Below are 25,149 nucleotides of genomic sequence, written 5' to 3'. Positions count from 1 at the left end.
GACATTCAAAAATGAATAGGGAGCCGGATTGGGCGCTGTGGCGCAGCTTTGCCGCTGTCATCAGCGAAGGCTCGTTGTCTGGCGCCGCCCGCAGTCTCGGCCTCAGCCAGCCGACTGTGGGGCGCCATATTGAAACGCTCGAGGCCGATCTCGGCCTCAGCCTCTTCGAGCGCAGCCTCACCGGCCTCAAGCCCAATGCCACCGCCCTGCGGCTCTATGCCCCCGTGCAGTCCGCACAGACGGCTCTTGCCGAGGCCGCAATCCTCGCGGCCGGAGCACAGGACGAGAGCGGCGGCACGGTGCGGCTGACCGCCAGCACCATGATTTCCAACTATGTGCTGCCATCCATCCTGGCCAGCGTCCGCGCCCTCCATCCCCGCATCGCCATAGAAACCGTGCCTTCGGACTCCGCCGAGAACCTCCTCATGCGCGAGGCCGATATTGCCGTGCGCATGTTCCGCCCCACCCAGCTTGAACTGGTCACTCGCCATCTGGGCGATATCCCGCTCGTGCCGGTGGCGCATGAACGCTATCTGGCCCGGCGCGGCCGCCCCACCACCCTCACCGAACTCTGGCAGCATGACATTCTCGGCTTTGACCGCTCCGATGCGGTCATCCTCCATGCCCGAAACCTCGGTTTTGACATCTCCCGCGAGCAGTTCATGTTGCGCTCGGACGATCAGCCGCATCTGTGGGAATTGCTCAAGGCCGGGCTCGGCATCGGCTTTGGCCAGAAAAACCTGGCGCAGCGGACGCCTGGCCTCGTCATATTGCCTCTCGACCTCGCTGTCCCGCCGCTGCCGGTCTGGTTGACGACACACAGGGAATTGTTCACCTCGCACCGAATCCGTGCCATCTATGATGCTGTGGCGGAGGGCCTCACCGCCTATATAGCAGGCGAACCCTCCGCCTCCTCTTCTCGACAGGGCTGACATGCAGACCATTTTCAATATCGGCATCGCCTTGGCGCTGCTTTTTGTCGTCATCGTCCTGGGCATGGGCCTTTGGAACATGCTCAAGGGCGGCCCCGGCAATACCAGCCAGCGCCTGATGCGCCTGCGCGTCATCGGCCAGGCGGTTGCGCTGGTCCTGTTGCTCGGCGCCCTGTTCCTGTTCGGGCGCGGTTAGGACCAAGCCGTTGGTCAAGCTCAACGTCATCTACACCCGCACCGGCGATAGCGGTACCACGGGCCTTGTCCGGGGGCCGCGCCGGGCCAAGCATGATCTGCGCATCGAGGCCTATGGCACCACCGAGGAGGCCAATGCCTTTGTCGGCCAGGCCAGGCTCTCGACCACCACCCAGCCCCGCATCGACATGGTGCTGGGCCGCATCCAGAACGATCTCTTCGATGTCGGCTCGGACCTGGCAACGCCCGGAGCTGACGATCCCGACGCCGAATATCCCAGCCTCCGGGTGCGCCCCGTCCAGACCGATTGGCTGGAAAATCAGATCGACCACTTCAATGCCGATCTCGCCCCGCTGACCAGCTTCATCCTGCCCGGTGGCACCCCGCTTTCGGCCGCGCTGCATATTGCCCGCACCGTCACCCGCCGCGCGGAACGGCTGGTGGCCGCGCTGCTCGAAGCCGAGCCCGACACCAGCCCCGAGGCCCTGCGCTATCTCAACCGCCTCTCCGACCTGCTCTTCGTCCTGGGACGCGTGGCCAATGCCAATGGCACACGGGATGTCTTGTGGGTCCCGGGCAATTATGGTGACGTCAAGAAGGCCGATTGATCCTGGATCAAAAACTCGGGCCGTCACCCGCGGGCTTGACCCGAGGGTGACGCGCGGCGGTGAAGCGGCAATGACGCCTAGCATTGTGCAGGGATGAAAAAGCGAAAAGATGTTCCTGCCCCTGCATGACAGCAATCCCATCCGCCATGTCGATTTCCCCTTCGTGACCTACGGGCTGATGGGGCTGACCGCGCTCATCTTCCTGGTCCAGGCCGTCCTGCCGCCCACCGCCTTCGATCAGGCCACCATTGATTTCGGGATGATCCCCATCGTGGTGCGCGATCTCTATCCGCAGCCCGTCGCCTGGCTGCCGGATTGGGCAAATCTGGTCACCTATGCGTTCCTCCATGCCGACTGGCTGCATATGCTCACCAACATGCTGTTCCTCTGGGTCTTTGGCGACAATATCGAGGACGCGCTGGGGCATTGGAAATTCCTCGCCTTCTATCTCGCCTGCGCCGTTTTTGCGGCCCTGGCGCATCTGCTCTTCAACCTTGAAGGCAATGGTCCGCTGATCGGCGCATCGGGCGCCGTGGCCGGGGTGATGGGCGCCTATATCCTGCTCTATCCCCATGCGCGGGTCTTCGTGCTCGCCCGGATTGTCTGGCTCATCCCCCTGCCGGTGCCGGCCTTCTGGATGCTCGGCTTCTGGATCGCCACGCAGCTTTTCTATGTCGTGATCGGCTCGGACGAACCCGTGGCCTGGTGGGCCCATCTGGGCGGCTTCGCTGCCGGCCTCGTACTCGCGCCGCTCCTCAAGCGCTGCAACGTTCCCCTCTGGGGCGGGCGATAGGAATAATTTGAAGACAAGTTGCACCGCCGGAAAAGCTTGCGTTAACGCGGGCACATTAGGATTCAATGACCTTCAACCCGTTTGGGTTTGCAAATGAACTCCGACCTGTCGACGAATTTGCTGACGGCGAGCACGGCGGTGACGCAGAATTCCGTGCAGATCGCGGTGCTGAAGAAGACCCATGAAATGGAGTCGAACCTGCTCAATTCATTGATGCAGACCGCGCTGAGCCCGCCCCCGCCGGGCCAGGGCACCAAGGTCGACAAGCAGGCCTGAGGCTGGCGCCATGGGAACGGGCATCGGCATTGCTCCCTCCATCATGGTCAACCGCATGGTCCACGAGGCCAATGTCCCGAAGGCCGGGCATTTGCTGGAGGTCGCGCGCCTGCGCGCCGAGATGATGCGGACGCAGTCCGAAAACGCCGCCTCGCCCTTGCCGACCACAAGGCCTATCGAGACCCCAATCAACGGCGCCGAAGTCGATCTGCTGATTTAGCCGGGCTTAATGGCCAGCTGTTCTCACCCGCCGCATGTCGGCTTTCCATCTCCATGCGGCTAAACCAATAGCGCCACACCCGGCCTCTCCCTGAAGAAGGGAGACCTAGCCCCTCAATCCGATCAGCGCCTCGATCACCGCCTTGCCGTCATCGCTGTACCATTCGGCCGGTCCCTGCAACACTGCCAGCTCACACCCTTCCGGATCGAGCAGCAGCGTCGCCGGCAGACCGATGGCCACCGCCTCGCGCTTCAACCGCTCAAAGGCGGCAAATGTGTTGTCGGCATAAAGCGGCAGATTGGCGAACTGCCCCTCGTCGAGAAAATCCTGCGCCTTGTCCAGCCCGCCCTCGCCGATGTCGAGATTGATCGGCAGCACCATGAATTTTTCCGAATTATATTGGGTGGCAACGGCATCGAGCGCCGGCATTTCCTCGCGGCAGGGCACGCACCAGCTGGCCCAGAAATTGACCAGCAGCGCCTTGCCGGCAAAATCGGCTACGCTCATATCGGCGCCGCTCTCGTCCTTGAACGCCATGTCGGCATAGCCGCGCCCCTCGCCGGTGCCTTTGAGCGCGGCCAGTTCACCTACGGCGGCGGCATCGATGATCTGGGCGACAGCGGCCTGCGCCGGACATTCATTGGCGGTGCCGGCATTGCCCAGCAACAGCCATGCCGCTATAGACCCAGCAACAACGACCACCCCCGCCGCGACGGGCAGTGCCCAGGCAAGAGCGGATCGGGGGCCTTTTGAGCGGGTATTTTCCATGGTGTCTCCGGACAAGGCTCTGAGCAACAAGATGTGGGGCGGCCGCTTCGCCGAGGCGCCCGACGCCATCATGGAGGAAATCAACGCCTCCATCGGCTTCGACCAGCGCCTCTACCGCCAGGATATTGCCGGATCGAAGGCGCATGCCACAATGCTCGCGGCCACGGGCATTCTGACGCAGACCGACCGCGACGCCATCCTTGCTGGTCTAGATGAGGTCCTCGCCGAAATCGAGGGCGGTCAGTTCAAATTCTCGCGGGCACTCGAAGACATCCATATGAATGTCGAGAGCCGCTTACGCGAAAAGATCGGCGATGCCGCCGGGCGCCTGCATACCGCCCGCTCCCGCAATGACCAGGTGGCCACCGATTTCCGCCTCTATGTGCGCGACTATATCGACAATCTGGTCGCCCAGATCCGGGCCCTGCAACTGGCCCTTGTCACCCGCGCCGAGGACGAGGCCGAAACCATCCTGCCCGGCTTTACCCATCTTCAGAACGCCCAGCCGGTGACCTTTGGCCACCATCTGCTCGCCTATGTCGAAATGCTCGGCCGCGACGCCGGGCGGCTCGAAGATGCGCGCAAGCGCCTCAACGAAAATCCGCTCGGTTCGGCCGCGCTTGCCGGTACGCCCTATCCCATCGACCGTGACATGACCGCCAAGGCCCTGGGCTTTGACCGGCCGACGGCCAATTCGCTCGACGCCGTCTCGGATCGCGACTTCATCCTCGAAACTCTGGCCGCCGCGTCGATCTGCGCCATGCACCTCTCGCGTTTCGCCGAGGAAATGGTGATCTGGTCCTCGGCCCAGTTCAGCTTCGTAAAACTCTCGGACAAATTCACCACCGGCTCCTCCATCATGCCGCAGAAGCGCAATCCGGATGCTGCCGAACTGGTGCGCGCCAAGATCGGCCGCATCATGGGGGCGCTCAATTCCCTGCTCGTGGTGATGAAGGGCCTGCCGCTGGCCTATTCCAAGGACATGCAGGAAGACAAGGAAGTCGCCTTCGACGCCCTTGACGCCCTGTCCCTCTCTCTGGCCGCCATGACCGGCATGGTCAAGGACATGGTGCCCAATCGCGAGCGCATGCACGCCTCGGCCTCAGCCGGCTTCTCGACGGCCACCGACGTGGCCGACTGGCTGGTGCGCGAACTCAACATCCCCTTCCGCGATGCCCATCACATCACCGGCCAGGTCGTGTCGCTGGGCGAGCAGAAAGGCTGCGGGCTCGAAGGCCTCACCATCGAGGATTTCAAGCTGGTCGATCACCGCATCGACAGCCGCATCCACAAGGTGCTGACGGTCGAGGCCTCGGTTGCCGCCCGCGCCTCTTATGGCGGCACCGCCCCGGCTAATGTTCTCGCTCAGGCCGCTCGCTGGAAAACGGCGCTGACCGGCGAGCACCACGAGCCGCGCCCCCTCAAGGCGAAAAAGCATGGCGGCCATGGCGACGGCGGGATTGCCTAACCCCAGCCATTACGCCAATCTTCCTCTCTCTCTTGCGGAGAGGGAATACGGAGACGATTGTGCACCATGCCAAGCGACAGATGCGCCTCAGCGCCCGTCATGTCGCCTATCTCCAGCCCGAAGAGGTCTTCGAGGCCCTGCCACCGCCACCGCCCGGCATGCGCGAGGCGACGCCTGATGACCACGCCGCGACCATCCGCACCCTGTTCGCAGAGCCCGACCATCATGACGAGACCTGGGTCTTTGCCTATGGTTCGCTGATCTGGAAGCCGGCCTGCGACTACGTCGAGGTGCGCGCCGGCTTGTTGCATGGCTGGCACCGCGCCTTCTGCCTAGGATGGAACACCCGCTTTCGTGGCAGCGAGGCCAATCCGGGCCTGATGCTGGCGCTCGACCGGGGCGGCGCCTGCAAGGGCGCTCTGTATCGCCTGCCGCCCGACCGGCGCGACGAATGCCTGACAAAACTGTTCGAGCGGGAAATGGGCTGGGCGCCCACCGCCTTCCCGCCGCGCTGGGTACGGGTGCGCACCGGCGAGCGGACCATCCGCGCCCTCACATTCTGCATCGACCGCCATTCGGGCCGCTATGTTACCGGTCTCAGCGAAGCCGAGATCGCCGATGTGCTGTCCAGGGCCGTCGGCACGCGCGGCTCCATGGCGGAATACCTTCACGCCACGGTCGACCACCTTGAACAGATGGGCATTCACGACCCCCATCTCTGGCGGCTCCAGCATCTGGTCGCAGAGCGCATCGAAGCCGCTTATGAGGCAGATCGATAAGTCTGGCTTTCGTTTTGACCGTGCTTGGCTTAGAGGTGCTCGCACCGAATGACAGCACAAGCTATCCCCGTCACTTTCCGTGATGGCGTAGTGGCTGTATCGACCCAACGGGGCTTATCGTGGTGCATCACTTTCAACATCGGGACGGTGTTCTTTTTGCCGAGGACGTCAATCTCAATGATTTGGCGCGCGAGGTAGGTACGCCCTTCTACGTCTATTCCAGCGCCACCTTGCGCCGCCATGTGCGGGTGGTGCGCCAGGCCTTTGACGGCATTCCCATGCTCATGGCCTATGCCATGAAGGCCAATTCCAACCAGGCGGTCCTGAAGCTCATGGCCGCCGAAGGCTGCGGCGCCGACGTGGTCTCGCTTGGCGAACTCGAGCGCGCCCTTGCAGCCGGCATCGCGCCGGAAAAGATCGTTTTTTCCGGTGTCGCCAAGACCGTGACCGAAATGCGGCGCGGGCTCGAAGTCGGGATCAAATGCTTCAATCTCGAAAGCGAGCCCGAGCTTGAACGCCTCTCGATAATCGCTAGGGACATGGGGCTGACGGCACGCGTCTCGGTCCGCATCAATCCCGATGTCGATGCGCGCACCCATGCCAAGATTTCCACCGGCAAGTCGGAGAACAAATTCGGCATCCCGTACAAGCGCGCCCACGAGGTCTATGCGCGCATTGCCAGCCTGCCCAATGTCGAGGCCGTGGGTGTCGACATGCATATCGGCAGTCAGATTACCGATCTTGAACCCTTCGGCAATGCTTTTGGGCTGATGGCTGAATTGGTGAAGACGCTGCGCGCCGATGGTCACAACATCGAGCATGTGGATATCGGCGGTGGGCTGGGCATTCCATACAATGTCGACGAAGACGCCCCGCCCCATCCGGAGGCCTATGCCTCGGTGGTCCGCGACAAGGTGGGGCAACTCGGCTGCTCGCTGGTGATCGAACCGGGGCGGCTTCTGGTGGGCAATGCCGGCATCCTCGTGACAAAGGTCGAATATGTGAAGCGGGGCGAGGCTGACTTCATCATCGTCGACGCGGCCATGAACGACTTGATCCGCCCAACGCTTTACGAGGCCCATCACGACATCCAGCCAGTGAACCCCTCCAACCTTGCGCCGATCACCGGCGACATTGTCGGGCCGGTCTGCGAAACCGGCGATTACCTGGCCAAGGGCCGCACCCTTGCCGGGGTCGAGGAGGGCGATCTGCTCGCGGTCATGAGTGCCGGCGCCTACGGTGCGGTCATGGCCTCGACCTATAATTCGCGGCCTCTGATCCCCGAAGTGCTGGTCGATGGCGTTCGCTGGCACGTCATCCGGCCGCGCAGGTCCATCGACGACCTGCTCGCCCTCGACAGCTTACCCGACTGGCTTTGAGGTCTATTGGCCAGTCGACCGCCGGGCCAGCGACACCACTTCGACAGGCCGCCCATTGAGGGCATCGTCCACCTTGGCTAGCAGATCGGCCAGGCTGAAGGGCTTGGCAATGACATCATAAATCAGCGCGTCCAGGCCATGGGCACGTTCGCGTTGGTCGGCAAAGCCCGTCATCATCAGGATGATGACCTGGGGATAAGCAGCGCCCACATGCAAGGCCAGCGCGATCCCGTCCATGACCGGCATCTTGATATCGGTCAGCAGCAGGTCAAACCGCCCGGCTTCTGCATCGATAGTCTCGGCGGCCAGTCCCCCGTCCTCCTCGGCCACAACTTCATGGCCCTTCATGGTGAGGGCGCTGACGACAAAGGCACGGACCGAAGGATCGTCTTCGGCAACCAGGATGCGGGCCATTGGCGCTCTCCTACTGGTGTTCGCTAACCGCCGCCGGCGCGTGGTCCGGCTGGGCGGTTTGGTTATCGGAAGGTGCGACGGGTGCCGCCGGGCCGGTTGACTCGACCGGCACCAAAAGGGTGTCAATCAGGCCGGGCGGCGGCTGTTCGGGGACGACGCCCGTGCCACGCTCGCTAGCGCCCCCACTGGCAAAGCTCAGGCGGACCCGCACAGCCTCGCTGGGTGGCAACGAGAGCCTTGTGTCAAAGGTTGCGCGCTCGCCAGTCATCAGGTCACGCACCCGCGGGGAGACGCTCCACTCATAGACAGCCCGGCCGTCTGCATCGAGCAGGCTCACCACGACCGGCGGCACCGCGACCGGTCGGCTGGCCCGGCCTACGATCTGCGCCGACACCGTAAGCACGTCATTGCCGCCCGACAGCTGCTTGAGCGTTGCGAGATCGGAGAATTCCAGACCCACCACATTTACCCCCAGGCCAATCGCATCATAGAGGCCGGCCAGGTCCGGATAGCGCTCGACGATCGGGACCCGCCCGAAATAGGCGCCACCGACCAGCCCGACCAGTATGGCGACTCCGACAAAGCGGGCCGCCCGGCGCAGGCGCGCCAGCGGCAGGCTCGAAATCATGGCATTCTGCCGGCGGAGAAACGCCATCTGCCGCTTTTGCAATTCGGCTGCTTCGGCGCCTGAAAGGGGTTGGGGCTGGCTTCCTGCCGTTGCCGCCGGCCCGTTCCGTCCGCCTGCTGCGCTTTCCTCGGCGCTCATGGCCTCGTCCAGCGCATCCTCGGCAATGGCATCGAAAAGCTTGTCGGCCTGCTCGCCATCATTGATCTTGGCGGTTCCGCTAGCGGCGGCAGCAGCCGTGGCATCCTGATTCCAGGCCTGATGGCAATGAGCGCACTGCACCTTGCGACCGGCCGAGCCGATGGCCTCATAGGTCACCTGGTACTTGGTCTGGCAATGCGGACAGGTGATGATCATGAAGGTGGTGCGCGCAGTCCCGTGATGGTTGCCGACCCTATCCTCTGCAGGGTTAAGACTCCTCAAACCCCGGAGTGACCAAAATTATGCCGCTTTCCCCCGGCCAAAGACCGCCACATGCCGCGGCGAGCGCTTAGCGCTGCTATGATGCCTCGGGGCTGATTCGCCTCACCGCCGCCAAAGCCACCGGACGAGCTGGGGAGCACCCGTTCTTGATCGAGTTTTCCGATGTGGGCCTGCGCTACGGCAACGGCCCAGAAATCCTCAAGGATCTTTCCTTTTCCATCGAGCCTGGTTCATTCCATTTCCTGACCGGGCCGTCCGGCGCGGGCAAAACCAGCCTGCTGCGCCTGCTGCTGCTCTCGATCAAGCCCAGCCGCGGCAAGGTCACCATGTTCGAAGAGGATGTGGGCGATCTCGACCAGGACAGTCTGTTGCAGATGCGCCGCCATATCGGCATCGTCTTCCAGGAATTCCGTCTGCTCGACCATCTGACCACATTCGAAAATGTCGCCCTGCCGCTGCGCGTACTCGGCCAACCCGAAAGCGAATACCGGCCCAATGTCATCGAACTGCTCGAATGGGTGGGGCTTGGAGAGCGCATGCATGCCCTGCCGACCCTGCTTTCGGGCGGCGAGAAGCAGCGCGCGGCCATCGCGCGCGCCGTTATCGCCCGGCCCAAGATATTGCTGGCCGACGAGCCGACCGGCAATGTCGATCCGGACCTCTCCAGCCGCCTCGTGCACCTGTTCGCCGAGCTCAATCGCACGCTGGGCATGACCATTATCCTCGCCACCCATGAATTGCCGCTGCTCGATCGTTTTTCCTATCCGCGCATGGTGCTCAACAAGGGGGAGTTGACCATTCATGATTAGGCAACTGCTTTCCCTCCTGCCCCGCCGCGGCGGACCGGCGCCCATCGTGCCGGAAAGAAGCGTCGCCGGACGAACCCTCCTCCTGCTCATCACCATCATGGCCTTTTTGTCAGCCGTGACCCTGGGCGGCGTGGTGCTGGTACAGAAATCGGCCATTGCCTGGTCCGCCGATGTGGGGCGCGAGCTGACTATCCAGATCCGCCCCGTCGAGGGGGAGGTGATGGAGAGCAATTTGCGCACAGCCGTGTCTCTCGCCCAGTCCACCCCCGGCGTCGGCGCCGCCCGGGCCCTCACCATCGAGGAAAGCCAGGCGCTACTCGAACCCTGGCTCGGCGCCGGCCTCGATCTCTCGGCCATCGCCATTCCGCGCCTTGTCGTAGTGCAACTCTCCGATCCGGCTGAAGCCGATATCGAACAATTGCAGCGCAATCTTTCCGCCATCAATGGCGCCAGCCTTGATACCCATGCCGCCTGGCGGCAGCAGCTCAACACCATGGCCGGCACTGTGGTGCTGTCGGGCCTTCTGGTGCTGGGACTGATCGGCGTCGCCACGGTCCTTGCAATTGTCTTTGCCACTCGTGGTGCCATGGCCAGCAACCGCGAAATCGTCGACGTGCTGCACTTCATCGGTGCCTCCAACAAGTTCATCGCTGGAGAATTCCAGGGACGGTTCCTCTCCATAGGCCTGCAGGGCGGGTTCCTGGGCGCGCTGCTGGCCATCCTGTTCTTCGTGCTCATCGGCGCGGCCGCCGGCAGTGTCCTGCCCAGCGAAGCCACGGCACAGGTCGGCGCCCTTTTTGGTCGGCTCCTGCTCGGATGGGATGGCATGATCGTGATCCTCTGCGTCGTGCCGGTGATTGCTGTGCTGACCGCGGTAACTTCGCGCGTCACAGTGCGCCGCTATCTCAGCGAAGCCTCGTAAGGTAATGGCCTCGCCAAGTGCGCCTCGTCCCGCTATGAGGGACTTATTGTCGGGTAGGCGGGGGATTTCATGTCGATAAAGGCCGCAATTCAGGCGATCCGGACCGCCCTGTTCTATTTCGTGTTCATCGGCCAGACGGCCCTGCTGGCCTTCACGGCGGGAATTGTGGGCCTCATTTTCGGCACGACGTCTTTCGGTCAGGCCATTTCGCGCTACTGGTGCCGCTCCAACATATTCTTCCTGCGCTACCTGACCGGGGTTCGTACCCTGGTCGAGGGCGATGAGAACATCCCGCCTGGCGGCTGCATCATCGCCTCCAAGCACCAGTCGGACTGGGACATTTTCGCGATCTTCCCACATACCGGCCGGCCGGCCTATATCGCCAAGAAGGAGTTGATGCGCATTCCCTTCTTCGGCTGGGCCGCGCGCTCGCTCGACTGCATCGAGATCGATCGCCAGCGGGGCGCCCAGGCGATACCGGAAATGATTCGGCAGGCCCGCGCCGCCATCGACCGTGGCTGCCGCATCGTCATCTATCCCGAGGGCACTCGCAGGGCGGCGCTCGCACCGCCCGACTACCGCCAAGGCATTGTGCGCCTCTATACCGAGTTGAACGTGCCGGTCGTGCCCGTCGCGCTCAATTCCGGATTGTTCTGGGGCCGGAACAGCTTGGTGATCTGGCCTGGCACCGCCACGGCACGTTTCCTGCCCGCTATCGAACCAGGCCTCAGTCCAGACGTGTTTCAGCAGCGCCTCAAGACTGCCATCGAAGCCGAGTCGACGCGCCTGTCCATTGAGGCCATTGACCAGGGCATTGGCCGCCCGCTTGACGACCGACTGCGCGCCCGGCTGCAGGTACTGCGCCCAACCGACACCCACTAGATATTGACGCCACAGGCAAACGCTACCATAGATGTAGCATCAAGCTCCGGAAGGGGTTGACGCAAGGGACGTTTTGTTCTAATTTTGTTCTTCTTCTGGGGACGCAGGGGAAACAGGGATAATGGTGCATTACAGCGATCTTGAGCGCATGGGACTGCCCAAGCGGGGCCTCTCTAAATGGCAGGGCCAGTCGGGCCGCGCTTATGGACTGAGTGCTGAAAGCCTCGAAAGTTTTGCCATGGCCGAATCGGACTTGTATCTGATTACCAAGGGTACGCATGTGCTTTGGGTTGGTTCGACCGAAGACCTGGTGGCTGATCCGATGAGCCGCACCCGCTTTCGCCTCGCGCTGGACTGCGCCACCTCCGTTTTCCGCCTCGATGCACCGGAAAACCGGCTCTCCACGATCTGGGATCTCGAACAGGCCGTGCCGGCGCCTGAACTGGTGGCTCACGCCGCCTGACCGTTTCCGGGCACCGGTGCGTCACTCGCCTCCAGCGCCCTGGCCAATGCCATGAGAGCCTTGTCTCGAATGCCCAGCTGCGCCAGATGTCGGGCCGTGTTGAGCACATAGTCCACATTGCGCCCCGAGATGCCTACTCCCGCGCGGATCATCGCCAATTGCGCGTCGACGCTGAGTTGCCCCGCAAATTGCTCATGGGCTTCGTCCACCACATAGGTCAAGGCCGTCACACGCCGCCCATCTGCCAGAGTCACCGGCCGCCAGACATCGCGATAGACCGCGGTCACCAACTCGCGGGCATCGAGATAGGCGCGTACCTCGGCCCAGGCCTCCTGCCCGACCTCGAATGCCATGCCGCGACATGAACCGCCCCGGGTCAGGCCGAAGACCAATCCCGGCGTATCGCGGGTCCCACGATGATGATGCGAGATGATCGAGAGTGAGCGGTGCGCGCCGCGGAGCAGACCCAATTGTGCGCTGCAAAAAGAAAACCCAGGATTCCAGATTAATGACCCGTAGCCGAACACCCAGTGGGTGGCCCGCCTACCATCTCTCTCCGCGTCTTCCGCCATAGCACAACCACTTTCTGGGCTAACTTAGCCGCCTTGGCACAATGTCAGGCAGCCGCAGATTAGCGCAACCGCTCTGGTCCGGGGATAAATACCGATCCATCCACAGCAAGCAAACCCGCTTCTGGCAGCGGCGCTTCACAGGTAAATAGAAGCCATGAAGAAGCGAATCATCATTCTGGGCAGCGTCGTCCTGCTCGTCATCCTGGCCTGGACGGGCGGATGGTTTTTTATCGCCGGGCAGATCCGCCAGCAGATCGAACTGCTGGCGCTGGCCGACGGCGAAACCACGCCCCAATTGCACTGCGGCACCCTCAATCTCGGGGGTTTCCCGTTCCGCTTCGACATCGACTGCACGAACGCGAGCCTGGTTTCGGGCGATCTGCTGGTTGAAATTCCGGGCATCAGGGCCAGCGCCATGGTATATCGCCCCACCCATTTAGTGGCCTCGGCTCTTGGACCGGCGCAATTGTCCGACGCTTTTACGGGCCTCCGCCAGGAAGTCACCTGGAGCACTCTGGAAGCGAGCCTCCGCCTTGAAGACTGGCGCATCGGCCGCCTGTCGCTGCTGGGCAGCGACCTGGCCTGGAGCGACCGCCTGTTCGGCGACACCCTGATTGCCCAATCTCCCCAGGTCGAAATGCACTTGCTCGACATGCCCGAGCAGCACCCCCCCGATTCTGATCGCTCTGCCTTGGCCGGCTACCTGCGCGCCCAGGACGTGGAAGTGCCCTCCATTGCCCCCGCGCCCACCAATGCGGAGATCGAGATCGAGGTGACCGCCTTGCCCGATGACGTCCGCAATTGGGGCGCCATGCCACTATTGCCCGACTGGCAGCAGGCCGGCGGCCAGCTCCGCATTGTCGGAATCCGCGCCAATGACGGCAGCGCCGACCTTAATGCCACCGGCGAACTGAGCCTTGACGCCCAAGGATACCCGACCGGCAGCATTACAGTGGATTCGTTCGGCGTGGCCGAACGCATTGGCCCCTATCTCGAGGAACCCTGGCGCACCCTGGTGCTGGGTGTGCCTGGCGCCGATGGCCGTCATGCCAACCAGCTCAACTTCGGCGGCGGCAGCCTATCCTCGGGTCTGGTTCCCATCGCATCTCTGGCGCCACTGTTCTAGGGCCGTATCCATTTCGATTAAATCGAAATGGAGCTCTAATTCCCTCTAGGCATCGTCTCCGCCGCCATGTTCGCGCACCAGCGGCGTCTCGGGCGCCGGAGGCTGTTCGTGCGGACGGCCGAAATCGGGGGCTGCTGTTTCCTGCCCGGCGCTGATGATCGAGCGGCGAATGGTCCTGGTGCGGGTGAACAGCGCTTCCAGCGTCGGCCCGTCCCCGGTCCGCACCGCCCGCTGCAGGGCCGACAGATCCTCGTTGAAGCGACCCAGCATTTCGAGCACTGCCTCCCTGTTGGTGAGGAACACGTCGCGCCACATGACCGGATCGGAGGCGGCAATGCGGGTGAAGTCGCGAAAGCCCGAGGCCGAAAACTTGATGACTTCGGACTGCGTCGCGGTTTCAAGGTCGGCCACGGTGCCCACGATATTGTAGGCGATCAGATGCGGAATATGGCTGGTAATGGCCAGGACCATGTCGTGATGGGCCGCATCCATGCATTCCACCATCGAGCCCATGGCCTGCCAAAAGGCCACGAGCCTGTCGGTGTCGACCTGCGGCACGCCGGGCGTGGGCGTCAATACGCACCAGCGCCCCGCAAAGAGTTCGGCAAATCCCGCAGCGGGGCCCGAATGCTCGGTGCCGGCGATGGGATGGCCGGGAATGAAGCTGACCCCCTGCGGCACATGCGGGCCCACGACCTTGACCACATGCTCCTTGACCGAGCCGACATCGGAGAGAATGACGCCCGGCTCCAGCACCGGGCCAATGGCTTCGGCCAGCGCTGCATAGGCCCCGACCGGCGCACAGAGGATGACCAGGTCCGCCCCCCGCACGGCCTCGGCCGCGTCGAGCGTATAGATATCGCCCAGCCTGAGATCCCTGGCCTCGTCCAGCGTCTCCTGTCTGCGGGTGGCAATGGATATGACCTCGACCAGACCCTGCCGCCGCGCGGCCAGGGCAATGGACGAACCGATCAGCCCGATACCGACCAGGGCCAGCTTGCGAAAATGTACACTCACCGCGCCGCCCCCATGTATTTGAGGACTGCGGCCACGCCGCGCATGGCCTCTTCGCTGCCAATGGAAATACGAAGACCATTGTCAATGCCATAGGAGTGGCCGACTTCACGCACGATATAGCCGGCGCCCATCAGCGCCTTGAAGGCGTGGCTGACGCTGGCAGCATCGTCGAAAAGCGCCAGGACGAAATTGGCCTGGCTCGGCAGCACCCGGATATGGTTGCCGGCAAGTTCGTTGCTCAGCCAGTCGCGCCACCGCGCATTATGGGCTTTGAGACGCGCGTTGAATTCGGTATCGCGCGCCGCTGCCGCGGCTGCCATCTGGGCAGGCAGGTTCACGTTAAACGGCCCACGGATGCGGTGAATAGCATCCACCACATGGGGCGGCCCGACCATCCAGCCGATACGGGCGGCGGCAAGACCCATCTTGGAGAAGGTGCGCACCATGACGACGTTTTCTGCCGCGCTGACGAGTTCGATCCCGGTGCTGAAATCATCCGCAGTGACATATTCGGCATAGGCGTTGTCAATGACCAGCAATATGTCGGGGCGAAGGCCTGCATGCAGCCGCGCGATCTCGGCTGACGGCAGACAGGTACCTGTCGGATTATTGGGATTGTCCAGCCACACCAGCCGGGTCCGCTCGGTCACTGCAGCAAGGATGGCATCGACATTGGTTACATAGTCGCGCGCCGCGGTTTGAACCAAGTCCGCTCCGGTAAACCGGGTTGCGATTGGATAGAGCGAAAAGGCGTACTGACTCATGATCGCTTCTGTGCCCTCGCCCAGATAGCACTGGGCGAGCAGGTACAGGATGTCCCCCGACCCGTTGCCACAAACGATGCTGTCCGGATTCACGCCATGCACTTCGCCCAGGGTCTCTCGAAGATCCCGAGAAGAACCCTCCGGATAGATCTCAAGATGCTGCGCAGCTTCTGCGAAGGCAGCCAGGGCATGAGGACTGGCACCAAGCGGGGACTCGTTAGCCGAAAGCTTGACCGCCGACTGGCCCTTGTCGGCAGACTTGCCGGGTTTGTATGCGGCAATATCGAGAATTCCGGGATGGGGCGTGGGACGCTGTGTATGGGACATGATGCTTCACGAAGGCAGGAAAAGCCGCGCGGACCATAGTGAAAGCGCGTGGTAAAGGCAAAGCCTGTCTGATCGCACCAGCGCCACCAGCCGCCCGGCCTTTCGGCTTGCGGTAAACAGAGCGGTGCCCCGAGACGGCTTTCGTCCCTAAGTAAATAAATGTGAGACGGAAGCCGCCTCGGGACGCCGGGATTTCTCGTTAGGCAGGACCTTGGTGAACTGTCCGACACGCCCACCCTGGGGCACGCGCTGTCGCTGTCGATTTGCATCGACAGAGGTCGAACTCTCATCCACCGCCCACCAGACCATGGCCGCAAGCGACTGCCCCATGCCCGGCTTTCCCTCCCGCAACCGTTCGCTGCAGTCCGCCCTTTCACGAGAGGAATGGGTGTCAGTATGGGGGAGGATTTAGACCCGGGGATAAGATTTTCTCGATTAGGAACGGCGGCCGCGCGCGGCGGAACGGCTGGCTCAGAACCGTCAGAACCCCGTCTAACCGCTACGCGCTGTCGCCGCGCTCAGGCCCGGCAATCGCACATAGCGCTCGGCCTTCTTGCGCCGCGGCACGGCAGGAAAGGCCTCCTTGCGGGCGCGAATGCAGATCACCCCGCTCATGGCCGGGCCAAAGAGGCGCCCGAAACGCTCGAAGAAGCGGGGATATTTGATCACCAGCCGCGACTGGAAGGGCGGCAGGAACAGCGCATCGCGCCACGCCTCTGGCACGAAGCTGTGGTCCCGCAACAACTTTTCGATCTGCCCGCCCGAATAGGGATTGCCCTGGCCGAAGGGCGTGTTGTCACGCTGCGCCCAGATACCCCTGCGCCTTGGAACCACCAGCAGCAGATGGCCATTGGGCGCCGTGATGCGCCAGAGCTCGCGCATCAGTTCCTCGGCATCGGCAATGTGCTCGAGCGCATGGATGGCAATCGTCATGTCGATGGCCGCATCGGTCAGCGGCATTTCCAGCGGATCGCACAATACCGTGCGCGACGGGCCTTCCCGCGGCCAGGCCGAAGCCCCCTGTCGCTCCGGCATGAAGGCCAGCACCCGCTCCGCTGGCTCCAGTGCGAAGCGCAGATAGGGCGTGGCGAAGCCCAGTCCCAGCACCCGTCGGCCGCGCAGGTCTCCCGCCAGGTCCATCACCTGTTCGCGCACCAGCGCCCGGGTCAACCGGCCCAGTGGGGACTTGTAGTAATCAATGAGGCGGGCGACATCACTGGTCATGGCCGGACAGTGCCAAAGCCACGTGAACTTGTCCAATCCCCGGTTGTCATCGCGAGCGACGCTCCCTAGCTTGCGGCAAACGCATTTCAAGGAGAGTGATGATGGGCCTGATCGTGGATGTCTTTGCCGCCCGCAGCGACAATTTCGGCTATCTGGTGCATGACGAGGCCTCTGGCCGCACCGCCGCCATTGATGCCCCCGAAGCAGGACCCATCCGCGCGGCATTGCAACAGCGCGGCTGGACGCTGAGCGATATCTTCATCACCCACCACCATATCGATCATGTCGAAGCCATCCCCGAACTCAAGGCCGAATTCGGCGCGAGGGTGGTCGGCCCGCGCGACGAGGCCGACAAGATCGAAGGTCTTGATGAACTGGTGGGCGATGGGGACACCATAACGCTGGGCGAAACCCGTTTCGCGGTGATGGCCACCCCCGGCCACACGCTGGGGCATGTCGTGTTCTACAATCAGGCGGGCGGTCACCTGTTTTCGGCCGATGCGCTATTTTCGCTCGGCGTCGGGCGCATGTTCGAGGGCACGCCGGGACCGATGTGGGAGGGGTTGAAGCGCCTCCGCGCCCTGCCCGACGCGACGCTGGTCTATTGCGGGCACGAATATACCCAAGGCAATGCCCGCTTTGCCCTGTCCATCGATCCCGGCAATGCCGCGCTCCAGGCCCGCGCCGGCGAGGTGGACGCCCTGCGGGTAGCCGGCAGGCCGACCATTCCCTTCAATCTGGGCGAGGACAAGAGGGCGAACCCGTTCCTGCGTGCCGATGCACCCGAACTGGCCCGCCATTATGGGCTTGAAGGCGCTAACCCGGCGGAAGTCTTTGCCGCCATCCGCAAGGGCAAGGACAACTTCTGAATCACAATTGGCTGTGAACCGATCATGTTTGCGGATCGAAATTCATTAACAAACTGTTACCATCTGGCACGGCGCTTGCCCCTATCGGGGTATAGCACCGCCTGGTCTGTGTCATTCCGGCACAGGGCGGCCCGAAATGGTACAGTCCATGTCCGATCTGGCTCAAAGCGAAACACTCAGCCCCGGTCTGCCCGTGCGAATTGGTCCTGCCGCGCCGCGCCCGTCGCTGGCGCGCAGCGCAGCGGGAGCCGCCTTTGTCAGCCAATTGCTGGCCGCACGGGCGCATATGGCGCCGCAGCGCGCCCGGCGTCGTGGCACCGCCGAAGGGGCTATCGGCGCTTATGGCCAGACTGCGCTGTTGTCGCAGCGTCGCATGCCGCAGGGCTATCGCAAGACGATCGTCGTCTGACGCGGCCCGTCAGTTCATCGACACATCGCGGCTGGCGCTGGTGATCGAGACGGTGAAACCGGCCACCACATCGATCAGACTCATCACCATAAGCAGGAAGAAGACCGAGCTGGAAGCCGCGCCCACCAGCAGGAATTCGACCAGAAACGCCACGAAAACCACCATGGACAGCATGTGCTCGATGATCGAGCTGCGCGCGGTATTGGTGGATTTGAGCACTTCGAAGAACAGCAGCAAGATGCCCACCACCAGGAGAAAATCCCCGGCGGAGATGGCCCATGGCATGCCCGAGGGCATGGGGATGGAAAACATCCCGGCGCCCCAATTGACCGGGTTGCCGCCGAACAGCAGGAACACCACCAGATTGTAGATCAGGAACGGGACGACCAGCAGCGGGATGATGAAGCCGTTGCTGCGGGGACGCGGCGTATGGTGGGTTGGCATCATGACGGTTTCGCTCATCTGGGCCTCCGGCTTGCTGCGGTCACCATGCCAGAGCTTTCCCATCGGCGGAAGGGCGAGCAAATTGCAAAAAAGCTGCGCTATCTGTTCAAATGGAGAATGCTCGTCCGTCGCCCCAGTGGCAGCCCTTTGTGAGCGGCCGCCAAATAGGTCTTGTGGACCCCAACCGGAGGATAGAACCATGGCAAATGCCAAGAACACCATCTGCATCTGGTATGATACGGGCGCCGAGGACGCGGCCAATTTCTATGCGGCGACCTTTCCCGATACCAGGGTCACGGCGGTGCATCGCGCGCCTAGCGACAATCCGTCCACCAAGGCCGGCGCGGTGCTGACTGTGGAATTCACCGTGATGGGCATTCCCTGCATCGGACTCAATGGTGGCCCGGCCTTCAAGCACACCGAGGCCTTTTCGATGCAGATTGCCACCGAGGACCAGGCGGAGACCGACCGCTATTGGAACGCCATCACCGGCAATGGCGGCGAGGAGAGCATGTGCGGGTGGTGCCGGGACAAATGGGGTATCTCCTGGCAGATCACGCCTCGCGCCCTCTCCGAGGCCATGCAGCAGGGCGGCGATCGGGCAAAGCGGGCCTTCGACGCCATGATGGAGATGAAAAAGATCGACGTAGCGAAGATCGAGGCGGCTATACGGGGCTCCTGAGGCCGATTCAGAATCGCGACACCACCGGGTTGTGATGGAACGGGGTCGTCTGCTGAAGTCTTGCTAAAAGACCTTAGTCAGCCCCCGTTGTGTCATGCTTTTCGAATCCGAACGAGCCTTGGTCGAATTCATCAAGGACCCGGCATTCCCCTGTGTCGGTGCCAAGTCGGCACTGGGCAAGGGCCAGCTCAAAACCTATGTCGCGCGGAGTATCGACAGCGCCTGGAACGATGTCGATATTCACGATCAGCTTATGCAGTTTGCCTGGGACTATAAGGGCGCGCCCACCCTCTACACCAGCTTTGCAGTGATTTTCGAGGGCCCGCTGGACCTCGATGAGGCCAGGTTCGAAGCCTTTTTATGGGACCGGGTGCAATCGCTCACGGAAAAGGACAGCTGGCGGGGTCAACGTTCCGATCCACGCGTTAGCACCGATCCCGACGATCCGCATTTCTCCCTCAGTTTCGGGGGCGAGGCCTTTTTCGTCGTCGGCCTGCATCCGCAAGCCAGCCGGCCGGCCCGGCGGTTCGCGCATCCCGCCATGGTGTTCAATCTGCACGACCAGTTCGAAACATTGCGAGCGCAGAACCGTTACGAGAAGCTCCGCAGCTCGATCCTTGAACGGGACGTCGAACTCGCTGGCAGCGTCAATCCGATGCTGGCGCGCCACGGCTCGACATCCGAAGCCCGTCAATATAGCGGGCGGGCCGTGTCCGAAAACTGGTCTTGCCCCTACCACCGCCAGCCAGAAAAACCTGAATCCACCGATCCCTTGGCGCAGGAGGGCCGGCACTGATGGAGGCTCAAGTCATACCCCCGAGATCGGGCAGGGCATTCGAGCTTGGACAAGACCAGATATTGACCGTCATCGATCCGCTCGGCGGTCAGGTCGCTGACCTCCTGGCGATTTCGCTGGCCGACACGGCGGAGATGTTGTCCTCGGGCCGCACCCTCGACTATGCCGAAACGATCTACCTGACGACCGGCCACAAGCTCTATTCAAACCGGTCCAATATCATGCTCGAAATCATGGAGGATCAGGTGGGCCGGCACGACTTCCTTCTCACCCCCTGTAGCGAAGCAACGTTTCGCCTGTGCTACGATAACGAGCCACCTCATCAGGGCTGCCACGGCAATCTCCATCACGCGCTCGAACCCTGGGGCATCGCCGAGGACGCGATTCCGGTTGCCTTCAATTGTTTCATGAACGTACCGGTGGACGGCGAAACCGGACGATTCAAGGTCCTGCCCCCCTTGAGCAAAGCCGGTGACTACATTCGCTTCCGCGCCCGGATGAACCTTGTGATCGGTCTCACGGCCTGCTCGGCGCCGGCAAGCAATGGCGGCACTTTCAAACCCATTCACTACCGCATCGAGGACGCCTGAGCGCGCTGACCCGCTCCAGGCAGAAAAGCGTGCGCGGGTCCGATGCTGAAACCCAGGAAGCGATCAGGCTTTGAGCTTGAGCGGCCCCACCATCTGTTCGGGCTTCACTTCGGCGTCGAACTCTTCCGCCGTCAACAGGCCCAGATTGATGGCTTCCTCCTTGAGAGTCGTGCCGTTCTTGTGGGCGGTCTTGGCGATCTTGGCGGCATTGTCATACCCGATGCGGCGGTTGAGCGCGGTCACCAGCATCAGGGACTGGTCGACCAGCTGCTTGATGCGCTTGTGATCGGGCTCGATCCCGACGGCGCAATTGTCGTTGAAGCTCTTGGCCGCATCTGCGAGGAGGCGCACCGACTGCAGGAAATTGTAGGCGATAACTGGCTTGAACACATTAAGCTCGAAATTGCCCTGTGATGCGGCAAAGCCGATGGCGGCGTCATTGCCCATCACCTGCGCCACCACCATGGTCATGGCTTCGGACTGCGTCGGATTGACCTTGCCCGGCATGATCGAGCTTCCAGGCTCGTTTTCCGGGATCACGATTTCACCAAGGCCCGAGCGCGGGCCCGAGGCCAGCCAGCGCACGTCATTGGCGATCTTCATGAAGGCCACGGCCAGTTGCTTCAAAGCCCCTGAAGACCCCACAAAGGCGTCATGCCCGGCCAGCAGCGCGAACTTGTTGGGGCCGGTGACGAAGTCGCGGCCGGTCAGCGTGGCAATCTCGGCCGCAACGGTGACGGCATAATCGGGATGCGCATTGAGTCCCGTGCCAACGGCTGTGCCGCCTAGCGCCAGTTCCTTCAATTGCGGCATGGTGGCCTTGATCGCCGCCAGCGCATAATCGATCTGCGCCACCCAGCCCGATATTTCCTGGCCCAGGGTCAGCGGCGTCGCATCCTGCAGATGCGTGCGGCCGATCTTGACCACATCCATGAAGTCATCGGCCTTCTTGGCCAGCGTGTCGCGCAGCAGCAGCACGCGCTGATAGAGATAGCCCTCGACGGCCTCGACCGCCGCGATATGCATGGCAGTGGGATAGGTGTCGTTGGAGCTCTGGCTCATATTGACGTGGTCATTGGGGTGCACGGGCTTTTTACTGCCCATGGTGCCGCCGGCCATCTCGATGGCGCGGTTGGAGATGACCTCGTTGACATTCATGTTGGACTGGGTGCCCGAACCGGTCTGCCAGACCACCAACGGAAAATGATCCGTGAGCTTGCCCTCGATCACCTCGTCGGCGGCAGCGACCACAAGGTCGCGGGTCGCTTCGTCCATCAGGCCCAGCTTGTGATTGGCGAGGGCCGCAGCCTTCTTGAGGATGCCGAAGGCCGTGATGATCTCGGTAGGCATCTTTTCCCCGCCGATATCGAAATTCATGAGGCTCCGGGCCGTCTGCGCGCCATAATACTTATCGTTCGGAACCTCGATATTGCCCATGGTGTCCGATTCGACGCGCATGCTCATGATTGCCCTGCTCCGGTTTGGCCGCCCATCCGTGGCGGCTGGAAAAACAAAACGGCCGACCCTTTTGGGGGCCGGCCGCTGAAATATCAGATAAAGCGCATCAGCGCCCGCTCGCCTTTCGGCTTACTTCTTTGCCGCGAGAATCTGGCGGCCGCGATACATGCCGGTCTTGAGGTCGACATGATGCGGACGACGCAGCTCACCCGAATCCTTGTCTTCGACATAGGTGGGGTTGGCGATCGCGTCGTGCGAACGGCGGAAGCCGCGCTTCATCGGCGAGGTCTTGCGTTTTGGCACTGCCATGGTCGGTACTCCGAATTCAAAATCGTTGCGCCGCCAAAAGCGGCCAGAGACGTGCTCTGTCAGGATTGGTGGGGTCTATAGAGGAGAATAACGGGCTTGGCTAGGGGCTTCTGCTGCGGTTTCTGCGCGAACTGGCCCTAGAGCGACAATTGTCCATTCTTGCCCACGCAGGCCGCTCGTTCCCCATACTGGCGCGCGCGGTCTTCGACAATGCCGGCAACGCGCTGGAGACCGGCATTGGGCCGCGCCGGATTACGCAGGATGGGATTGGGCAGGGTGACCGCGAGGAGGCTCGCCGTCGACCAGTCGAGGTTCTGCGGCTCGCGCCCAAAGGCCCGCAGCGATCCGGCCGCGACGCCGAATTCGCCCGCCGGCCCCCATTCGGCAATGTTGAGATAGATTTCCATGATCCGCTTCTTGGGCAGGACCAGATCGATATAGAGCGCCAGGGGCACCTCGAGCCCCTTGCGGATGGCGCTTTGCTGGTTCCAGAGAAAGAGGTTCCGCGCCACCTGCATGGTCAGCGTCGAGGCGCCACGGGTCTCCCGACCGGCAAGAAAATTATCGACTTCCTCGCGCAGCGCTGCCACGTCGACACCCCAGTGACGGCAGAACTGGCCATCCTCCGAGAGAATTACCGCGGCCTTGAGCCGGTCGGAAATCTCGTCGATATCGCGCCATTCGCGCGTCACGTTCTGGCCGGTCAGCATGCGGGACAACATATGCACCGAGACCGGCTGCACGACTAAATAGAGCGGGGTCAGCACCAGTGGAATGGCAAACAGCACAGCAAGAATGCCGAGGGGAATGCGGACAAACCGCCAGATGGTCTTCTTGCGCCGGGCCATGGTGCTTTCATTATCGCTTGAGCTTGAGGAAGTAATCCCCTCATCCGCCCTTCGGCACCTTCTCTCAACAACGGGAAAAGGGGCACCGCGTTGAACGGGCACCGGTCCACCCCTCGCCCCTTGTAGGAGAGGGTGGATCGGGCGCAGGCCGAGACAGGCGAGGGGTATTGCTCCGCTCCTCGCGCCGGGCTAGCAACATGCCCATGTACGACTTCTCTGCCGACAGCGCCGATTGCGCCCGTGCCATCGAGGCAGGGCTGACAGATTTTCTCAGCGGCGCGCGGCTTTCCGGCCCCGGTCCGGCGGCCGAGCGGATCGTGGCTGCCATGCGCCATGGAAGCCTTGAAGGCGGCAAGCGGCTGCGGCCGCTGCTGCTGCGCCAGGCCGCCGCGATCTTTTCGGTCCCGCGCGAGACAGCCCTCAATGCCGGCCTCGCCGTGGAAATGGTGCATTGCTATTCGCTGATCCATGACGACCTGCCTTCCATGGACGATGACGATTTGCGCCGTGGCCGCCCGACCGTGCACAAGGCCTTTGACGAGGCCACGGCAATCCTCGCCGGCGACGCCCTTCTTACGCACGCCTTTGCCATGCTGGCCGATCCCCAATGCCATCCCGATGCAGAGGTGCGCGTTCGCATGGTTGCCGAACTGGCCGCCGGCAGCGGCGCCGGTGGCATGGTGGGCGGGCAGATGCGCGATATCGAGGGCGAGAAGGGCGGCTTTTCTGAAGCCGACATCGCCATCATGCAGGCCATGAAGACCGGCGCACTGATCCGGGCCTCGGTGCGCATGGGTGCCATTCTGGGTGGCGCCGACCTGCGTGCGCTCTCTGCTCTGACCGCCTATGCCGAGGCCGCCGGACGCGCTTTCCAGCTCGCCGACGACATTCTCGACGTGACCGCTACATCCGAAGCCATGGGCAAGGCGACCGGCAAGGATGCAACCCTGGGCAAGCAGACCATCGTGGCTCGGCTCGGCCTTGATGGCGCCCGACGAATGCTCGACACCATCGTCAATGACGCGCTCTCGGCGCTGCGCACCTTCGGTCCCCGAGCCGACGGATTGCGGGCCACCGCGCGCTACTTCGCCAGCCGGGAGAAATAGATCATGGCCATTCTGCAAAGCATCAATATCGGCCAGCCCCGGCCTATCCCCACCAAATCCGCCATGACCGGCATCTACAAGGAACCGGTTGCGGACGACATTGAAGTGGAGATCACCCGACAGGGTCTGGAGGGGGACGCTATCCTGAACCGCAAGCATCATGGCGGGGTCGACCAGGCCGTCTATCTCTATTTTGCCGACGACTACGCCTATTGGAGCAAGGCGCTGGAACGCGACATTGCCCCCGGCACGTTCGGGGAAAACTTCACCATTGGCGGCGTCGAAGGCCGCGGCGTCTGCATCGGCGATCGCTTCGAGATCGACGAGGTCGTGATCGAGGTCACCTCCCACCGCACCCCTTGCAAGACCTTCGCTCTGCGCATGGGCAGTCCAGCCTGGGTGAAGCAGTTCTTCAAGGCGGGCCGGCCGGGCGCCTATTGCCGGGTGATCGAGGCAGGGGCGGTACGCACCGGCGAGCCGGTGCTGCACGTCCCTTTTGCGGGCGATCGCATCACTGTCAGTCAGCTGCTGGCGCTCGAGGGCGAACGCGACATCGAACCCGAGCTGATGCAACGCGTGCTCAAGACACCCATCCACTACAAGATGCGCGCCGATTATGAAGAGCGCCTGGCGCGATTGTTCTAAAGGTCAC

Annotated in this window: 32 protein-coding genes; 21 read left to right on the top strand and 11 right to left on the bottom strand. The window is 62.8% G+C overall.

The window, feature by feature from the left end:
* The first annotated feature begins 11 nt into the window (after window positions 1-11).
* From ACXYMS_RS17810 to ACXYMS_RS17785, 6 genes are all read left to right on the top strand, one after another.
* Window positions 12-932, top strand: coding sequence for a LysR family transcriptional regulator (locus tag ACXYMS_RS17810; RefSeq protein ID WP_458908187.1), 921 nt, complete (start codon window positions 12-14; stop codon window positions 930-932).
* A 1-nt stretch (window position 933) separates the two neighbouring features.
* The gene (locus ACXYMS_RS17805) at window positions 934-1,128 is read left to right on the top strand and encodes a twin transmembrane helix small protein (protein ID WP_458908186.1); all 195 of its coding nucleotides are present in this window, start codon (window positions 934-936) and stop codon (window positions 1,126-1,128) included.
* Window positions 1,129-1,138: 10 nt separating this feature from the next.
* Window positions 1,139-1,735, top strand: a complete 597-nt coding sequence (locus ACXYMS_RS17800) for a cob(I)yrinic acid a,c-diamide adenosyltransferase (RefSeq protein WP_458908185.1) — start codon at window positions 1,139-1,141, stop codon at window positions 1,733-1,735.
* 109 nt (window positions 1,736-1,844) lie between these two features.
* Window positions 1,845-2,528, top strand: a complete 684-nt coding sequence (locus tag ACXYMS_RS17795) for a rhomboid family intramembrane serine protease (protein ID WP_458908184.1) — start codon at window positions 1,845-1,847, stop codon at window positions 2,526-2,528.
* Window positions 2,529-2,621: 93 nt separating this feature from the next.
* A complete protein-coding gene (locus ACXYMS_RS17790; protein ID WP_458908183.1) occupies window positions 2,622-2,804 on the top strand; it encodes a putative motility protein in 183 nt (60 codons plus the stop codon).
* A 10-nt stretch (window positions 2,805-2,814) separates the two neighbouring features.
* Entirely contained in the window at window positions 2,815-3,024 is a 210-nt protein-coding gene (locus ACXYMS_RS17785) for a hypothetical protein (RefSeq protein ID WP_458908182.1), read from the top strand.
* 105 nt (window positions 3,025-3,129) lie between these two features.
* Here the strand turns inward: ACXYMS_RS17785 and ACXYMS_RS17780 are convergent, their stop codons facing one another.
* Window positions 3,130-3,792 carry a TlpA family protein disulfide reductase gene (locus ACXYMS_RS17780; protein WP_458908181.1) on the bottom strand — a complete coding sequence of 221 codons (663 nt, stop codon included), beginning with the start codon at window positions 3,790-3,792 and terminating at the stop codon, window positions 3,130-3,132.
* A gap of 19 nt (window positions 3,793-3,811) precedes the next feature.
* Here ACXYMS_RS17780 and argH point away from each other — a divergent pair, with 19 nt between their 5' ends.
* The 3 genes from argH to lysA all read left to right on the top strand — a co-directional run bounded on the left by argH (window position 3,812) and on the right by lysA (window position 7,418).
* Window positions 3,812-5,260 carry an argininosuccinate lyase gene (gene argH / locus ACXYMS_RS17775; protein ID WP_458908259.1) on the top strand — a complete coding sequence of 483 codons (1,449 nt, stop codon included), beginning with the start codon at window positions 3,812-3,814 and terminating at the stop codon, window positions 5,258-5,260.
* 59 nt (window positions 5,261-5,319) lie between these two features.
* Window positions 5,320-6,039, top strand: coding sequence for a gamma-glutamylcyclotransferase (locus tag ACXYMS_RS17770; protein ID WP_458908180.1), 720 nt, complete (start codon window positions 5,320-5,322; stop codon window positions 6,037-6,039).
* Window positions 6,040-6,161: 122 nt separating this feature from the next.
* A complete protein-coding gene (gene lysA / locus ACXYMS_RS17765) occupies window positions 6,162-7,418 on the top strand; it encodes a diaminopimelate decarboxylase (RefSeq protein ID WP_458908258.1) in 1,257 nt (418 codons plus the stop codon).
* 3 nt (window positions 7,419-7,421) lie between these two features.
* On the opposite strand, the gene ACXYMS_RS17760 is transcribed toward lysA, so the two are convergent.
* Window positions 7,422-7,832 (bottom strand): response regulator, encoded by a 411-nt coding sequence (locus ACXYMS_RS17760; RefSeq protein WP_458908179.1) that lies wholly within the window; start codon window positions 7,830-7,832, stop codon window positions 7,422-7,424.
* Window positions 7,833-7,842: 10 nt separating this feature from the next.
* Window positions 7,843-8,814, bottom strand: coding sequence for a DUF3426 domain-containing protein (locus ACXYMS_RS17755; protein ID WP_458908178.1), 972 nt, complete (start codon window positions 8,812-8,814; stop codon window positions 7,843-7,845).
* Window positions 8,815-9,026: 212 nt separating this feature from the next.
* Here ACXYMS_RS17755 and ACXYMS_RS17750 point away from each other — a divergent pair, with 212 nt between their 5' ends.
* From ACXYMS_RS17750 to ACXYMS_RS17735, 4 genes are all read left to right on the top strand, one after another.
* Window positions 9,027-9,689, top strand: a complete 663-nt coding sequence (locus tag ACXYMS_RS17750) for a cell division ATP-binding protein FtsE (protein ID WP_458908177.1) — start codon at window positions 9,027-9,029, stop codon at window positions 9,687-9,689.
* Entirely contained in the window at window positions 9,682-10,611 is a 930-nt protein-coding gene (locus ACXYMS_RS17745) for a cell division protein FtsX (protein WP_458908176.1), read from the top strand. The genes ACXYMS_RS17750 and ACXYMS_RS17745 overlap by 8 nt, the downstream gene beginning before the upstream one ends.
* Window positions 10,612-10,680: 69 nt before the next feature.
* The gene (locus tag ACXYMS_RS17740; protein WP_458908175.1) at window positions 10,681-11,493 is read left to right on the top strand and encodes a lysophospholipid acyltransferase family protein; all 813 of its coding nucleotides are present in this window, start codon (window positions 10,681-10,683) and stop codon (window positions 11,491-11,493) included.
* A gap of 121 nt (window positions 11,494-11,614) precedes the next feature.
* Window positions 11,615-11,956 carry a hypothetical protein gene (locus ACXYMS_RS17735; RefSeq protein WP_458908174.1) on the top strand — a complete coding sequence of 114 codons (342 nt, stop codon included), beginning with the start codon at window positions 11,615-11,617 and terminating at the stop codon, window positions 11,954-11,956.
* On the opposite strand, the gene ACXYMS_RS17730 is transcribed toward ACXYMS_RS17735, so the two are convergent.
* The gene (locus tag ACXYMS_RS17730) at window positions 11,944-12,528 is read right to left on the bottom strand and encodes a gamma-glutamylcyclotransferase (protein WP_458908173.1); all 585 of its coding nucleotides are present in this window, start codon (window positions 12,526-12,528) and stop codon (window positions 11,944-11,946) included. The genes ACXYMS_RS17735 and ACXYMS_RS17730 overlap by 13 nt on opposite strands.
* 154 nt (window positions 12,529-12,682) lie before the next feature.
* Here ACXYMS_RS17730 and ACXYMS_RS17725 point away from each other — a divergent pair, with 154 nt between their 5' ends.
* Complete coding sequence (locus ACXYMS_RS17725; RefSeq protein WP_458908172.1) at window positions 12,683-13,654, top strand: DUF2125 domain-containing protein; 972 nt, start codon at window positions 12,683-12,685, stop codon at window positions 13,652-13,654.
* Window positions 13,655-13,699: 45 nt separating this feature from the next.
* Here ACXYMS_RS17725 and ACXYMS_RS17720 read toward each other — a convergent pair whose 3' ends face one another.
* The 3 genes from ACXYMS_RS17720 to ACXYMS_RS17710 all read right to left on the bottom strand — a co-directional run bounded on the left by ACXYMS_RS17720 (window position 13,700) and on the right by ACXYMS_RS17710 (window position 16,986).
* A complete protein-coding gene (locus tag ACXYMS_RS17720) occupies window positions 13,700-14,671 on the bottom strand; it encodes a prephenate/arogenate dehydrogenase family protein (protein WP_458908171.1) in 972 nt (323 codons plus the stop codon).
* Entirely contained in the window at window positions 14,668-15,762 is a 1,095-nt protein-coding gene (hisC, locus tag ACXYMS_RS17715; protein WP_458908170.1) for a histidinol-phosphate transaminase, read from the bottom strand. Before hisC ends, ACXYMS_RS17720 begins: the two co-directional genes overlap by 4 nt.
* Before the next feature lie 492 nt (window positions 15,763-16,254).
* On the bottom strand, window positions 16,255-16,986 hold the full coding sequence (locus ACXYMS_RS17710; protein WP_458908169.1) for a class I SAM-dependent methyltransferase: 732 nt from the start codon (window positions 16,984-16,986) through the stop codon (window positions 16,255-16,257).
* A 101-nt stretch (window positions 16,987-17,087) separates the two neighbouring features.
* Here ACXYMS_RS17710 and gloB point away from each other — a divergent pair, with 101 nt between their 5' ends.
* Window positions 17,088-17,855: a hydroxyacylglutathione hydrolase gene (gene gloB / locus ACXYMS_RS17705; RefSeq protein ID WP_458908168.1), complete on the top strand. Its 768-nt coding sequence runs from the start codon at window positions 17,088-17,090 to the stop codon at window positions 17,853-17,855.
* A gap of 148 nt (window positions 17,856-18,003) precedes the next feature.
* The gene (locus ACXYMS_RS17700; protein ID WP_458908167.1) at window positions 18,004-18,264 is read left to right on the top strand and encodes a hypothetical protein; all 261 of its coding nucleotides are present in this window, start codon (window positions 18,004-18,006) and stop codon (window positions 18,262-18,264) included.
* Window positions 18,265-18,273: 9 nt separating this feature from the next.
* Here the strand turns inward: ACXYMS_RS17700 and ACXYMS_RS17695 are convergent, their stop codons facing one another.
* Complete coding sequence (locus ACXYMS_RS17695) at window positions 18,274-18,726, bottom strand: hypothetical protein (RefSeq protein WP_458908166.1); 453 nt, start codon at window positions 18,724-18,726, stop codon at window positions 18,274-18,276.
* 181 nt (window positions 18,727-18,907) lie between these two features.
* Between ACXYMS_RS17695 and ACXYMS_RS17690 the strand changes: the two genes are divergently transcribed.
* The 3 genes from ACXYMS_RS17690 (at window position 18,908) to ACXYMS_RS17680 (ending at window position 20,776) form a co-directional block, all read left to right on the top strand.
* Window positions 18,908-19,390 carry a VOC family protein gene (locus tag ACXYMS_RS17690; RefSeq protein WP_458908165.1) on the top strand — a complete coding sequence of 161 codons (483 nt, stop codon included), beginning with the start codon at window positions 18,908-18,910 and terminating at the stop codon, window positions 19,388-19,390.
* A gap of 94 nt (window positions 19,391-19,484) precedes the next feature.
* Window positions 19,485-20,186, top strand: a complete 702-nt coding sequence (gene gntA, locus ACXYMS_RS17685) for a guanitoxin biosynthesis heme-dependent pre-guanitoxin N-hydroxylase GntA (RefSeq protein WP_458908164.1) — start codon at window positions 19,485-19,487, stop codon at window positions 20,184-20,186.
* A complete protein-coding gene (locus ACXYMS_RS17680) occupies window positions 20,186-20,776 on the top strand; it encodes a DUF1989 domain-containing protein (RefSeq protein WP_458908163.1) in 591 nt (196 codons plus the stop codon). The genes gntA and ACXYMS_RS17680 overlap by 1 nt, the downstream gene beginning before the upstream one ends.
* A gap of 63 nt (window positions 20,777-20,839) precedes the next feature.
* Here ACXYMS_RS17680 and fumC read toward each other — a convergent pair whose 3' ends face one another.
* The 3 genes from fumC to ACXYMS_RS17665 form a co-directional block, all read right to left on the bottom strand.
* Window positions 20,840-22,240 carry a class II fumarate hydratase gene (gene fumC / locus ACXYMS_RS17675; RefSeq protein ID WP_458908162.1) on the bottom strand — a complete coding sequence of 467 codons (1,401 nt, stop codon included), beginning with the start codon at window positions 22,238-22,240 and terminating at the stop codon, window positions 20,840-20,842.
* Between the two features lie 123 nt (window positions 22,241-22,363).
* Window positions 22,364-22,543 (bottom strand): 50S ribosomal protein L32, encoded by a 180-nt coding sequence (gene rpmF / locus ACXYMS_RS17670; protein WP_458908161.1) that lies wholly within the window; start codon window positions 22,541-22,543, stop codon window positions 22,364-22,366.
* Window positions 22,544-22,680: 137 nt separating this feature from the next.
* Entirely contained in the window at window positions 22,681-23,391 is a 711-nt protein-coding gene (locus tag ACXYMS_RS17665) for a transglycosylase domain-containing protein (protein ID WP_458908160.1), read from the bottom strand.
* A 203-nt stretch (window positions 23,392-23,594) separates the two neighbouring features.
* On the opposite strand from ACXYMS_RS17665, the gene ACXYMS_RS17660 reads away from it, so the two are divergent.
* Window positions 23,595-24,497 carry a polyprenyl synthetase family protein gene (locus tag ACXYMS_RS17660; protein ID WP_458908159.1) on the top strand — a complete coding sequence of 301 codons (903 nt, stop codon included), beginning with the start codon at window positions 23,595-23,597 and terminating at the stop codon, window positions 24,495-24,497.
* Window positions 24,498-24,500: 3 nt separating this feature from the next.
* Complete coding sequence (locus ACXYMS_RS17655; RefSeq protein ID WP_458908157.1) at window positions 24,501-25,142, top strand: MOSC domain-containing protein; 642 nt, start codon at window positions 24,501-24,503, stop codon at window positions 25,140-25,142.
* The last annotated feature ends 7 nt before the right edge of the window (window positions 25,143-25,149 follow it).

This window comes from Devosia sp. CAU 1758 (assembly GCF_054482695.1).
Note: the sequence above shows the minus strand (reverse complement) of the source record. Positions and strands in the feature narration are given on the sequence as shown.